The 14,866-nt window shown below is 41.5% G+C and carries 7 protein-coding genes; 5 read left to right on the forward strand and 2 right to left on the reverse strand.

Translation table 11 applies throughout. From position 1 onward, the window contains the following. Positions 1–215 precede the first annotated feature (215 nt). The 4 genes from FKN05_RS09540 (at position 216) to FKN05_RS09555 (ending at position 12,567) form a co-directional block, all read left to right on the forward strand. The gene (locus tag FKN05_RS09540) at positions 216–3,524 is read left to right on the forward strand and encodes an STY4851/ECs_5259 family protein (protein ID WP_170887394.1); all 3,309 of its coding nucleotides are present in this window, start codon (positions 216–218) and stop codon (positions 3,522–3,524) included. After that, positions 3,525–9,869, forward strand: coding sequence for a DEAD/DEAH box helicase (locus FKN05_RS09545; protein ID WP_170887395.1), 6,345 nt, complete (start codon positions 3,525–3,527; stop codon positions 9,867–9,869). Positions 9,870–10,399: 530 nt separating this feature from the next. Beyond that, complete coding sequence (locus tag FKN05_RS09550) at positions 10,400–11,572, forward strand: YjgN family protein (protein ID WP_170887396.1); 1,173 nt, start codon at positions 10,400–10,402, stop codon at positions 11,570–11,572. Next, complete coding sequence (locus tag FKN05_RS09555) at positions 11,572–12,567, forward strand: M48 family metallopeptidase (protein ID WP_170887397.1); 996 nt, start codon at positions 11,572–11,574, stop codon at positions 12,565–12,567. The genes FKN05_RS09550 and FKN05_RS09555 overlap by 1 nt, the downstream gene beginning before the upstream one ends. Before the next feature lie 12 nt (positions 12,568–12,579). Here FKN05_RS09555 and FKN05_RS09560 read toward each other — a convergent pair whose 3' ends face one another. After that, on the reverse strand, positions 12,580–13,143 hold the full coding sequence (locus FKN05_RS09560) for an RNA methyltransferase (RefSeq protein WP_099611036.1): 564 nt from the start codon (positions 13,141–13,143) through the stop codon (positions 12,580–12,582). A gap of 285 nt (positions 13,144–13,428) precedes the next feature. Between FKN05_RS09560 and FKN05_RS09565 the strand changes: the two genes are divergently transcribed. Further along, positions 13,429–13,773: a hypothetical protein gene (locus tag FKN05_RS09565; RefSeq protein ID WP_099611037.1), complete on the forward strand. Its 345-nt coding sequence runs from the start codon at positions 13,429–13,431 to the stop codon at positions 13,771–13,773. 107 nt (positions 13,774–13,880) lie between these two features. On the opposite strand, the gene FKN05_RS09570 is transcribed toward FKN05_RS09565, so the two are convergent. Continuing rightward, the gene (locus FKN05_RS09570) at positions 13,881–14,783 is read right to left on the reverse strand and encodes a LysR substrate-binding domain-containing protein (protein WP_170887398.1); all 903 of its coding nucleotides are present in this window, start codon (positions 14,781–14,783) and stop codon (positions 13,881–13,883) included. Between the last annotated feature and the right edge of the window lie 83 nt (positions 14,784–14,866).

Here is a 14,866-nt window from a genome sequence, read left to right on the forward strand (position 1 = left end):
GTTGACTAGGCTAAGGGATGAGATAGGTAAATTAGTTACACCTCTGTAATTTTATTTACTAAATCAAAGTGTGACTGCCTACTTATTCCATATGAAATCAACTTGTTACTGATGGGGATGTTTGTTGCAATGCACTTGCTTGTAAACAGAGGCTGCTAAGTACGGAGTATTTAGCAAAATAAAATTTGAGGCTAGGCACTAAGGAGAGGTGATCAATGGATACTACGTCCCGCAGCAAACTTGGATCTGCAAGTATGATATTCGACTCTACTTCTGTTAATGGCTGTCTAAGGGCCATTTTGACGAAACGAGAACTATCTCAGCCCACGGGCCAGCCGCTATTTACTTATCAACTATCAGAGCCCGAATATCGTCATTTGCAAATCAGTTTAAAAAGCCAAAAATTGCCAACAAAGTTGCATCGGGATAGTAGCTGGTGTGCGGCTTTTTGTCTTTTTAGTGCTGAATGGTACCGACGTAAATATCAAGGAGGATGGAGTTGGAGTGGTATATCAAGCAGTTTAGGGTTTGAGTTAGATGCAAATCAACGTAGTAAGGTAATAAAAACAGGTTTTAAATATTGGCAGCGAACCGTTAGTCAATATAACGATGATAGGCATAGTTTTCTTGGTTCAGTGTTCCGAGAGGGCGGTCTGCCTTATGGTCTGCTAGCTAGTGAAGGCGGCAGGTTCTTAGTAATTTTTAAGCGTATTCTTAGGGTTTTTGATGATGCTCAGGCATTCGGTCAGTCGCCGTTCGAGTTGGTGTTAGAGGGGCTTGAACACTTACCTGAGGCATTTAGGCAAGAAACAACGGTTGATCTTATTACTAATATGGCGGAGCTATTGCTGCGTTTAACCGACGAATACAACCTGCAACAACAAGAGCAACCAGTCAATCATTTAGATACCCAACTGCCAAATTGGCGAGATCTATTTCCAATCCCACTTGATACAGACACTGGCAGTGAATTTCTCTCCAGTTTACTGACTTCAGCTTCAGTTCAGCGACAAAGCAAGTCACAACAAACAAAACGAATTATTTGCTCGCAAAGGCTTTCGAACAATGAAGACTTGGGTTTTGTTACTCAAATTAAATTGATGAAGGCGATACCAATGCCTTTTAAACGCGAAGCATTGATTAACAGTCGGGTTGAGTTATTTATACAAGAAGGTAATCGAGTAGTCGCCGAGTTGGGTGTCGGGCATACAACCTTTGAAGGCGAAATGACCCAGGTAATTTTGCGAACCCCTGCATGTGAGTTTCGTCGCCAATCCATAGAGCAATACTTGTACTTAGTAGTATTACAGGCTGGTATTGAGCTTCATAGAGAAGAAATTCCGAACTGTGACATCGCTATTAATGAGATGCCGATTGTTCTTAAGTCAGACGGTGAACATGATTGGGTCATTGGGCAAGGAAGCGTAAATGTCAAAGCAGACCAACTTAAAGCTCTTTTGCTAAAAGGTTCAACGTACACAGCCGAGTTTCCAGACTTGTGCAAGTCAGTAACGACTGAACGCTACCAATTAGTAGAGTTTAGTGGGGAAATTAAGGTTGATTACCGTACTGAAGAAGGTGAAGGCGACACCTATGTAATATCGACTCGTCAGTCAGCAGTGTTGGCTGAGCAAGTGAGTGTGCGAGGAGCTAAATTACAGTATTACTCTAGTACGGGACAACCAATCTATTTGGGTTTGCCAACCATTACCAGTCAAGAAGCGAATACAGAATTGTGGTTAGGTAGTAAGCCATTAGGAGAAGCTCATCAATCTGGTTTGTTTGGTATCCAATCAGTACGTTTAAAGGGGAGTGGTAATCGCACAATACTTCGTAAACGGCTTGCTATTCTTCCGCAGTCATTCCAGCTTGAGCTTAAGCCGTCTAAACAAGCTAATAGTGGCTACGTTGATCTTCATTGTGAACGCAACTTATTTGTATCGATAGAAGGAGAGCAAATCTCTTATAAGCAAATAAATATAGAAAGCGGTAAAAGGATCAAGGTGACAGCCGAAGGGGCACCGCCAGCAGATATTATTCTTTCCATAAGTGCTAACTTGATGGCTGACCCGATAAAAGTACGGGTACCTTTTCCAGCGTCTGGTGCATTAATCTTTGACAAAGATGGTAAGGGTCTAGCTAAACGTATCACCATCGATGATTTATTAGGCGCGCGTATTCAGTTTTTCCCGCGCGTGGATGTTGCGGCGAGTTATCATATTGAATTGAAAGGACCTATGAAGTCTCGTGATGCTTATTATTATTGGGAGTACAAGGTTACAGATAAGGTCTTTGAAGTAAGTCTATATGAGTTCCGTCATAGAATTCAGGAGCTACTGGCGGCATCTGGTGAACTTGATGATGAAGTTCGAATGGTAATTGGGGGGGCGGGTTGTAGAGAGCAACAAATAATTATTGGTCGATATGCGACCGAAGCCCAGTTGGTTAATGAGACGGTAAGTTTTGACGTGAAGCTGGGGAAAGATCTCATCATTCAGCCAGAAGTGATTAATTTGGCAGACCCAGCAGAAAAACCGCATGCTCTTCAACAAAGATATTCCAATGGCGCAGCGACAGGTGTATTCGAACTGAATAAAAGGTTATATCAGCTAGCGTTAATCGTTCCTTCAAGCAAGACTGAGCTGGCATTTCGCGCAAAATTTATTCCTGGTAGTGAGGCTATTGATTGTATTAGTGATATCCATACCTTAAACAAGGCTGTTGCCTTATTCCACCCAATAACTAATCCAAATGCGATAGCCGATGTATTTCCAATGTTAGCTAATGATTTTAATCACAGTAGTTGGCGATTTATTAATGACTTGTTTGCCAATTATTCTCACCTCCCAATGGCTACGTTTGAAGTATGGAAAGCAATCGTGAAACACACCGCTTGCCTATCAGCACTTGCGTTTAAAGCTGATAACCCCGTTCAGTTAATGGAACGTTTGAAAGTGGAATTTAATGTTATTTGGGAGCTTATACCGCTGCATATTTGGCAGTCGAATATTGATAAATATCGTCAGATGTTGTTAAGCATAGGACTGCCTGACAAAGTGGTGGATAACAAAGTAAACAGTAGACTAGAAACACTTTCTGAATTTACCCCATTGTTTGAAGAACAGTGTCGAGCATTGTTCTCCGATCAATTTATCCAACCAGAACCGAATTTGTCAGCTGTTTTTCAATATTGTCTGCCTGAATGGAGTCAAGACTTGGTGCGAGTTCATTTGTCTGACCGTGAGTGGCCGACAGCATTTAGTTTTGAGTTAGAAACATGGTGCAAAAAACACTGTGAATCGCTTATTCATTTCGAAGTCATTCGTGGGTTCCACAAGAGCGTCCTTTATTTTCCTATCTTTGCAGCGGCAGTGGCGTGTGGAAAAGTTCAATTGGAAGAACTATCGTCGACACTTTATCCCATTCATTATTTCCATTTGCGACAGATTGTCGAGTTTGATCGTCATTGGTTTAACCCCGTATTTCAAAGTGCATTATATGTATTTGCTCAAGAGGAAGCTTAAATGAAGCAATATTTTTCCACCCTAAAACAACAAGCTAATAGCCGAGCAAAAGAGTCAACTTTGAGTATTTTGGGTATTAATAATCCCGCTCTTAGAAACCATTTAAGTGAGTTGATGGAAACGGATGAAAAGTTTGTCCATGGTCCTGTGTTTGAGCAAATGTTTGCTTGGGAAGCAGACGAAATAACGATAGAAGACCTCTCTACCCCTAAACATAACAACCTACTCAGCCCAGAACTACTAGACGCGCTAGATGTCGCACCGCATAAAGAAGGGTGTAAAAAAGACAGCAGTTGCAAGTGTAAGTATGTGTTGAATCGAGAGATAAGACCATATAAACACCAATTAGAAGCATGGAGAGGCTTACTTGATCTTCAACCCCAATCTCAAATTATCACCAGTGGTACCGGCTCTGGTAAAACTGAGTGCTTCATGGTGCCAGTACTCGAAGATTTGTATAGAGAAACGCAACAGATAAACAATTCGCTAACTGGAGTGAGAGCGTTATTTCTTTATCCTTTGAATGCGTTAATAAATTCTCAGAAAGAACGACTAAATGCTTGGACGAGGCACTTTAACGGAGATATTCGTTTTTGTTTGTATAACGGGAATACCCCAAATGACCTTAAAGCCCAAGATAGGCAAAGGCAAAGAAAGCAGCCTCAGGAAGTTCTTTCTAGAAAGTTGATGCGAGACGACCCAGCACCCATTTTGGTAACTAACGGAACCATGCTGGAGTATATGTTGGTGAGGCAAGCTGATGCTCCCATTATCCAAAAGTCGCAGGGTAAGTTGCGTTGGATCGTACTAGATGAAGCGCATACGTATGTTGGTTCCCAGGCCGCTGAGCTTGCTCTGCAATTAAGACGTGTCATGCAAGCTTTTGATGTTAAGCCTGAAGATATTCGCTTTATTGCGACTTCCGCAACGATTGCGGGCGCAGAAGCTGAAACGCAACTAAAAGAATATCTTGCTAGGTTAGCTAATGTTGATGTACAGCAGGTAGTTGTCATTGGGGGGAAACGTGTTGTTCCTAAGTTGCCCAAAGTAACGCCAGCAAATTTAACCCTCAGTGAAATAGAAGCGATAGATCCAGAAGGTGAACAACCCAAAGAGAAGAAGCGGAGTCAAAACTCGGAAGTATCAGAACGTCGATACTCTGCTTTAGCGAGCTCAGCATTAGCTGTGAAAATACGAGAATTGTTATCTGGAGACAATATAGGTCCAGTACATTACGCTGAATTAATAGATAAATTAAAACCTTATGAGTTAGATGAAGCAGAGTTAACTCGATGGTTAGATATTTGCACAGGAACTAAAAGCTCCCATAATAGTGAGGCATTTTTAAAACTCAGAGCTCATTATTTTCAGCGAACATTGCATGGCTTGTGGTGCTGTATTGACCCCAACTGCCCGAATAAAAAACAATCTAAACTGAATGGCGCATGGCCATTTGGGTATGTGTATAGTGAACATCTTCAGAAATGTCATTGTGGTGCGGTAGTGCTTGAACTTGCGTTTTGCAATGATTGTAACGAACCTCATTTATTGGCAGCCGATCACAATGGACATTTGCAACAGTGGACGGGAAAAATTAATGATGAGTTTTCGCTACTTGATGAAGCTGAAAAAGAGATGGATGAAGAGCGCTCAGATCAGTTTTCTAAAAATGCAATGGCAAGTGATACTCAAGTCGTTATCGGCTCAAAACAGAGCGATGATTACCTATTAACGGGTTTTGATATTGCTGGACATGAACGCTTTCTAGATAAGAGTCCAATCCGGTTGACTAAGTCGATGAGTGAATCGCAACAGTGTTGTGAATGTGGTTACTCAGGAAGAGGTCAGTACAATAAAGCGTTGCGAAGAGGTCTATTAGGCGCGCCATTCTATACGGCGAATGCGGTACCAACAGTACTCGAGTACTGCCCAGATATTGAGGTGGATAAAGAATCCAGGATAGGTCCTAATTCCGTTCCAGGGAGAGGACGTCGGTTAATTACCTTTACCGATAGCCGACAAGGAACCGCAAAAATGTCAATTCGGATGCAACAAGAAGCTGAGCGGTCTCGGTTGCGAGGTCTAGTATTTAAGGAGCTTCGTAGGCATGTTGAAGACAAAGTTGTTATAGATGGGGCGTTACTTAACCAGGTGAAAGACTACTTGAGTATGCCGATCGAAAAACTACGAGTTATGTTGCCATCCATCGAACAATCCATGCCTGAAGACGCAAAAGCACTAAAAGAATATATTAATATTGCTAGTAGCTCGGTTGCTATACCGGTGCCTCAAACGGTCCCTTGGTCTGATCTTGTTGATGTTATTAAGCAAGATAATGATTTAAAAGAGTCGATGTTAAAAGAGAACAAGAGGTTGTCGCCGGAAATATTTGATGATTCGACTGGGCCTATACGACTGACTCAAATGCTACTGACAAGAGAATTTGCTAGACGACCCAAAAATAGAAACAGTCTAGAAACTCAGGGCTTGGTTAAGATAGTCTACCCAGGATTGGATAAAATTGATGTTGTACCGGAGCTTTGGGAAAATTACGGCTTAACAGTAACAGATTGGCGCGATTACCTTAAAGTATGTCTGGATTTCTTTGTACGCGAAAACTCCTATATAACCATTGATCGTGAATGGATTCGTTGGATCGGCATGCACTTTTCTCCCAAAACCTTATTAGGGCCTGACGCGAGTGATGTCGATGAAAACAGAGCAAAGAGTTGGCCGCTAGTAAGAAAAGGCAATAAACGTCAACAGCGTATAATCAATTTGCTCACTATTGCCACAGGTATTGATATAACGAGTACGTCAGGAGAAGACACTATTAATGGCTGGTTGATTTCTGCTTGGAATGCGTTAACTGGTTCGAAAATCTTGCAAGATTCAACAGCAGACAAACAATATAGTTTGAACTTGACTAATGTCAGCTTTTCATTGATGAATTCGGCTTACATATGCCCGGTTACGAACAAGCTGTTGGATACTACGTTCAAAGGAATCACTCCGTATATTCCCTTTAAAGGTCAGTTAGATGATAATCTATGTGAAGAAGTGAAACTTCCGGCTGTATGGGCTTTTGAAGGAAGTGATGACTTCTTGCTTTCACTGATTTTAACGCGCAAAGCTATTGCGAGCTCATCGGAAGTGAAAGCACTAAGAGAGCAAAACTTGTGGACGGATATTAATGACAGAACAGTAGAGGGTGGTTTTTACTACTCTTCTGCAGAACACTCTGCGCAACAATCCGCTGAGCGACTTAAAATATATGAGGATGAGTTTAAAGTTGGTAGGAAAAATGTCCTCAATTGCTCTACAACAATGGAAATGGGCGTTGATATAGGGGGGATTACTGCGGTAGTGATGAATAATGTACCGCCACACCCTGCTAACTACCTTCAACGCGCAGGTCGGGCAGGCCGATCTAAAGAGTCTAGAGCGATAAGTTATACGCTATGCAAAAGCAATCCTCATGACTCGTTGGTTTTTAACAACCCGAAATGGCCATTCACCACCGTTATACCTGCTCCACACGTTGAATTTTCATCTGAGAAATTGGTGCAGAGACATGTAAATTCATTTTTGATGGGACGCTTTTTAATCGAAGAAATTGGTTTAACAAGTAAAGAAAAATTTAATTTAGATCTTGAGTGGTTTAACGCAAAGGTTAATGACGAAAAATCTATCGCAGAACGTTATATCAATTGGGTGAAAACGTGTGATAAGAAGTTTCAATCAGCCTTGTCTACTTTAGTTAAAGGTACCGCGTTGAGAAATGCTCCTTTGGCACAAATTTGTAAGTACTCAGCAAAGAAAATAGAGGAAATAACCACTCGGTGGGTAAATGAATATCAATACATAGAAAATGAATTGATCGGCGTTGATCCTGATGGCCCGTATGCTTTTAAGCTAAATAGTGAGAAGTCCCGTTTATGTCGAGAGTACTTACTGCGAGATTTAGCAACAAGGGCGTTCCTCCCGGGATATGGATTCCCTACGGATGTCGTAAACTTGGATACCGATAATATCGTCGATTTTAGAAGGCAGCTTCAATTTAGAAATCTAAGTAAACTCGATCGAGAAGATAATGTTTCTATAAATCGAGGATTGCCAAGTCGAAATTTAGCTGTTGCAATCCGCGAGTATGCTCCTGGTTCTGAAATAGTGCTTGATGGTCGAGTACATCGAGCGGCAGGTATTTCTCTGAATTGGCGAAAAATTCACGTTGATGGCGCGAAAGATTCTCAGAAGTTTGACCTAGCCTGGCGTTGTCCAAGTTGTGGGCAGACAGGCTACGAAACGGATCTAGAAATACAATCTGATTCAAATGACCTAATGTGTACTAACATTGCTTGTGGTCAAGCTATTCCGAAAAACGACGAGAAAGATCCAAGCAAAAGAGATTGTCGTAAAAAAGTAATTCAGCCTACAGGGTTTGTCACTGATTATTATCGAGAGCCGACGAATAATATTTCGAATAATGTTTATGTTCCCGTTCAACCTTCCTGGGTTATTGCATCAGGTACAGCGACACCATTACCAATGCCTGCACTTGGATATATGGTGTCGGATGCCAACGGCAAGGTCTTCCATCATAGTTCTGGATTGTCGGGTAAAGGATATGCGTTATGTATGGCTTGTGGTCGTGCAGAGTCAATGACAGCGAAAGGTGAGTTGCCAAACGCACTTAACTTTGAAAAGACACATAAACCACCGCGCCCTAGTAAGTTCGATAAAGATGAAGTAGGTCGACATGCGGACTGTGACGGGTCTGCCAAGATAATGTCTTCGATTCATTTGGGTATTAACTCTCGAACAGACGTATTTGAACTGGTGATTAAGAATCCCAAAACGGGTGAATACATACCTGATAATGAGCAGGGTCGAAAAATAGCGACCACTTTGGCTGTAGCGTTACGAAAGTGCTTAGTAGAGCAACTCGGTGTATCTACAAATGAGGTCCAATATAGCGTTAGGCCAACAGTTATTGGTGATAATCAACGCGCATTAGTACTACAACTGTTCGACAGCGTGGGCGGTGGTGCCGGATTTTCGACATCCGCGCCATTTCATATTTCCGAGATATTGAATGGATTAGTTGGAAAACTTGATTGTAGGAAGCAATGTGATGCGTTTTGTCCTGAATGCCTTTTAGAGTCGGATTCGAAGCACGATACCGATAAACTCGATCGCATGTTAGCGATAGAATGGTTAGGGGATAATTTTAAACATTACGTATCACTCTCGACTAAGCACAAAAACCTTATCAAGGATGGAAAATACTGCCCTCAAACTATCGAGGCCCAATTGACCGATTTACTCAATGAAAAGGTATCGGAATGTTTATTTGTTCTTTCTTCTGAAGTCGAGGGGTGGGATACATCTCTTGTCTTGATGAAATCGAAATTGCATGAACTATTAGCGAAGAATATCGCTGTTTCAATAGTCGTCCCTAAAGTTGAATTCACAGATGAAATTGTGAGTTTCTTAAGGGAAATACAAAAAATTGGAGTTCAGCTAAGATATGGGAAAGAGTGTGGGGCGATTGTTTTCCAAGGCTTGACAAGTAGTGGTTGGTCAACGTTAGCCAATCTTGACGTTAAAGCCACCACCCCAGGAGCGCATTGGCTTACAGCAGACGACATCTCCATTATTTCTTATAGTGAACCAGAAATCGCGACAATTCCTTTTGAGTTAGACTCCAAGGAACCAACTCACTTGTTAGGAGCAGTTCATGTTGATATTGCGACTGAATTAAATGGACAGCTCTCAAACTTCGGTCGAGGTTTTGTGAAGTTATTAAAAAGTAAAGATGAGCGACTAACAAAGTTGCTTAAAGAAGGTGAGCTTAAGAGTGTTTCGTATTCGGACCGGTATCTCCAAAGCCCTGTTTCATTATTATTGTTAGCGGAAGTTCTCAAAGCACTAGTAGGAACATCAGATTGCCAAATAGAAGTAAATAGTTGCTTTGATGAACAAAATAGAAATCCTTATACGGTAAACCATGATTGGGATGATCGTGATGACTATAAAGCAATATTTGGTGCATGGTTGACCCATATGGCCGCTAAAACAGTAGATACAAATATAATTGATAATAAACGCGAAGTGCCGCACCGAAGAGCGATAAAGTTGCGTTTTTCTACTGGTGATATAGTTGAAGTCACTCTAGATCAAGGGTTTGGCTATTGGCGATTAGATCTCTCTGGTGGTATGCATCGGTTTGATTTTATGAGAGACACACACGACCAGATAAAAAGGTTAATTGAAGTATATAAATTAGCTAAGGTGTCTAACAGTGCTAACTGGTCCACTTGGATTGCTGTTAACGTGTTGTAGGTATTTCCAATCAGTATTGTCTATAGATATTACTGTTGGGTTATCAATCACACATTAAAGTTCAGTTCAATGTATGAGCGCTTTGTGTTAACCAAACTTGGTACAACGACCGTTTTATGTAAGAAACTTTCTTACATAAAAACTCAGCATTAATTCGGTTTATCACAAAAATATCAACTTATGGTTGTTTTGGGTTGAATCAATATATGGTTGTTTTTTAGATAAGTTATTGATTATAATTAAATATGAAATATCAATTTATGGTTGTTTCAACATCAATAACAAAGGGCCGCTTTTGCGGCTCTTTGTATGTTGACCTTGTGAGTTGGTTGGCGGGGTTCATTCACTCGATTCACATTATATCGCTAATTTTTATCCGATTGATTGCTGATTAATTAACGTCAGCGATTAATTCATTAACGCTTATCACAGCATGATTCTGTGGAGAACGGTTAAAATAAGCCGTTTTATAAAAACTAATAGTGGATGACTCAAAAGTCGAATTCACGATCACGTCAGGAAAAGTAGAAATGAACACGAAACAGCGGAAGAATCCGATTCAATTTAAAGGGCAAGGTGGGGAGTTTTTTGGTATTTGGATCGTTAACATACTGCTGTCGATTATTACGTTAGGGATTTATTCTGCGTGGGCTAAAGTGAGAACGAAGCGTTATTTTTACGGTAATACATTTATCTCAGGTGACAACTTTGAATACCATGCAACTCCCATGCAATTACTAAAAGGGCGCTTAGTTGCGCTTGTTATTTTATTAGTATGGGTCGTTTCAAATTCGGTTTTTCCACCGCTATCTATTGTTTTGCTGGTTTTGTTTTATCTGGCTTTGCCTTGGCTACTTTGGAGTCATGCACGTTTTGATTCAGCGATGACGAGTTACCGTAACGTGCGTTTTGCTTTTAATGGGTCATTGAAAGGCGCTTATAGTTCGATACTTGGCCGTGGGATGCTCTCTCTCTTAGCGATTGTGGCTTATATTGTGCTCATGATCATTTCTGCCAATGCGTTACCCGTGGTGGCGATTGTATTAGGTTTGGGGCTGATTTTAGTGATGGTGGTTTTGTACGCATGGCTAGTCGCTGGTATTCATCAGTATTTTGCATCAGGCTATCAATACGGTGACTGGAAATTTTCTGCGCAAATTGAAACTCGCTTCTTTTTGAAGACTTACTTGAAAGCAATATTACTGGGGGGCTTAACCTCGGTGGCGTTTATGATTGTTATGGGCATTGTGGTACTTAGCATCAAGATGACATATCCGTTTACCGATGAGCTGGCTATGGGGGAAGGATACTGGTTGTTTGCTTATATCATGTTACCTTATGTCTTTATCATTGCTATGTCTCTCATGATTAGCGCTTATACGACCACTCGAGTACGCAACTATGTATTCTCTAAGCTTGGTGCCAATTTAGATAGTGATCCAGAAACGCAATTTAATTTTGTTTCTACATTTAGCGTGTGGGATTACATGGTGTTGGTGATCAGTAACTTCTTTTTGCAAGTGTTCACGGTTGGTTTAGCTCGTCCTTGGGTGATGGTGCGTACCACGCGTTATGTGGCGCACAATACCGCAGTGATTGGTGATATGGATGCACTGCAAGCGATGGATCAAGATTCTGATGTGAAAACAGCCATCGGTGATGAAGTGGCGCAAATGTTTGATCTTGGGATCAGTATTAACTAATGCGTATTGATGGAACCGCTTTCCCGCCTCGTAGTGCTATGCGGCACGAGGCGGTGTTGGATCTTTCTCAACCATCCATTTTAGTTTTGCACGTGAATGGAGAGGTTTTCAACGCGGAACATAATTGTGTAGCGATCAGTGATTCAGTGGGACAATTACCCGTTCGAATCTCTTTTCCTAATGGTTGGGTGTTTGTGACAGAGCCATGCTTATCTTTGACACAGTGGCGAAGTCATCATAAGAAATCCAGTTTTGTCGCGAGTATGGAAGGCAGCATTCCTGCGTGGATTTTGTCTGCATTGATTTGTTTGGGCGTTATCGTAGGCGGTTATTATTACCTATTACCTTGGGGAAGTAAGCACATTGCAGAGCGTTTACCCGACTCCTTGTCTGTTGCGGTAGGCGAGCAAGTATTGGCATCTCTTGATCTGCAATTTGCGCCGAGTGATTTACCTATTGACCAACAACAAGAGATTTGCCGACGCGTTGCTCAATGGGTCACCGTGCTGCCTGAACTCCCCAATAAAATAAATGTGGAATTTCGTTCTTTACCCGAAGTTGCAAATGCTTTTGCACTTCCGGGAGGGACGATCGTCTTGCTCGATGATTTAGTGGCATTAGCACAAACTCAGCAGCAGTTAGACGGTATAATTTTGCATGAGATTGGCCATGTCTATCATCGTCATATGATGACACGTGTGGTTCACTCGACCATTCTTTCGGTTGCCGTTTCTCTAATAACGGGTGAAAGCTCAGGAATCGTTGATAATCTCGCTGGCGTCGGAGTCTTTATCGCGTCGAATGGTCAATCTCGTGAGGCAGAGAGACAAGCCGATCAGTATGCAAAAAATGCTATGCAGCAAATTTATGGTAATAGTGACGCACTAGCAGAAATGTTTGAGTTGTTCAAAGCGCAAGAAGAGATCGAAACTCCGGAGTGGTTTCGATCTCATCCTAATTTTACAGAGAGAATTGAAGCGGTGAAGAACAAGTAACAAGTTGTGCGCTTACGCTATGTTGGCGTTTTCTCCTATCCGTGCTCTTTTTTTGACGGATAAGTCATCCTTGATGATTAAGCGATTTTTATTATCGCGATTCGCCATGACTTGCTGTTGATCATCAATCGTGCCTAGTGTTTTGGCTAAACGATCATACATCACCACATTCACTGTTGCTGCCAGATTCATACAGCCATGTGTTGGGATATAAACGACGTGCTGTGCTTTATTCACGATCTCTTGTGGCAATGAACCGTCTTCAGGCCCGAATAGGTAGATGGCCTTTTCAGGGTGAGTGAAGTGAGGTAGCGCGGTTGCGCCAACGACTAATTCAACACAGACAATTTCAACGTCATCGGCAAGATCGGCGGTTAGGTCGTCTATTGCTACAACATTAAGATGTTGATGCATTTTTTTAGTGTCGGTTTGGAATTTTACGGCACGATCATAGCGGCTGCCATTGTAGCGCACTTGAGTGGCGTTATAGCATCCAGCGGCGCGCATCACCGCTCCTACATTGGTTGGGCTTTTGGGATTATACAGCCCGATAATAACGGTTGGTTGTACTGTCATGGTTTCTGTACTGTTTACCTTGGAGTATGGACTTATCAGGGGCGGAGGATTATCGCTCGAACTTGGCAAAAGTACTACTGATTCGGTATCAGGTAGATACGAATGTTTACCGATTAAAAAAAACTAGAGCGCTTTGTACCTAGCAATGTTAACCATCAGTGATGTTGAGCTAAGAGAGCGGTAGGTGAAAAATTTCACCAGTCCATACGCTTAACAGACAAAACGTTCAAAAATGGTTATGCTTAGCAACCATTGAAATCAATCAGTATAAGTAGATAACGTGATATGAGAATTTCTGTTGATGGTGGGTCATTTAAAGTAGCGATTGAAACTGAATTTGATGGACTTGTGGTAGAGGCAACTTCAATTTTTCATGCGACTCGCACACAAACGCAAACGAATGACCGTGCCATTTTACGCTTACTGCAAATTATTATCGAACATCGTGAAGATGATGATGCGATTGGTTATGCGGTACTGGGTTTATTAGGGTGGTATAACGAAGTGATTCACCCTGTAGAAGATAACGATATTGAGTTAAATTTACCTAAAATTTTACCTCATGTACTTAACCCAAATGGCGATCTAAGTGCGATGAATATCAATGAGCCTCACATGTTTAGACATTGAATTTATTGGTAATCCTTGATGTGGCGCGTTGTTAACAATAGGCTAGGTTTTGATCGCTCTCGCGCCAATTTTATCTACTATAACATCAATAACATCAATAACATCACTTACTCTCCTACTTGGTTGTTAATCCATTGGAAAAATGCACTAAATCGAGGGCGAACTTCATGTCCTTTCGGGCAAATTAAATCGTACCCTAGCCCAGAAGGGATACGTTCAAATGGCGCAATCAGCTCACCACTCTCTAGGTAGGGTTTAATCAAGTGGTAACGGCCCATGGCTATTCCCATTGATTGCCTTGCGGCCACCATAGTGAGTTCTTCATGATTAAATACATACTTTCGTTGCAGTATTTGCGGGACTCGTCCAGTCTCTTTTAGCCATTGCTGCCATTCCGCTAATGGAGAGATAAATTCTAACGATTCGGTACAGTGTAAAAAGCACGCTTCATGTAAACGGTGATCGTTATCTAGTAAGTTTAGTTTTTGGGCGTACGCTGGGGTACAAACCGGTAACAAGTACTCATCAAACAGACGATGATGGTAGAAATCGGCATGGGTGTTATCGCCATAATAAATTGCTAGATCAACCGGTTGGTTCTGAAAATCTAATTTGCTGGCTTTAACTCGAATTTTGACATCTAAATGAGGGTATAGATGTTGAAACTCCGCTAAGCGAGGTAAAAGCCATGAATGAGCAAAGGTAGGAGCGGCCCCAAGGTACAGTTCACCGCGTAACTCGTTGAAACGAATATCTTCAATTTCGGCAAAAACATTATCTAGTGAGTAGGTAAGAGTGGTTAAAATCCGCTTTCCTTGTTCGGTTAATTCGAGTTTACGAGTCAAGCGAACAAACAGTTTGAATCCTAACTCTTCTTCCAGTTTTTTTATGCGTTGACTCACGGCTCCTTGTGTCAGGCATAGCTCTTCTGCCGCTAAGGTAAAGCTTCGAAATTTAGCGACGACGCTGAAGGTATATAAATGAGCAAGCAAATGTTCTTTATGTTTCATATGATGACCACGTATTAATATAACTAATAGATGAGGGTGATTATTTGGTTTTTCTTGCCATGGGTATCCATGTGAAATTAGCA

Origin of the sequence: Vibrio sp. 1-1(7), assembly GCF_013048485.1 — a bacterium.
Lineage (GTDB): Bacteria > Pseudomonadota > Gammaproteobacteria > Enterobacterales > Vibrionaceae > Vibrio > Vibrio fujianensis.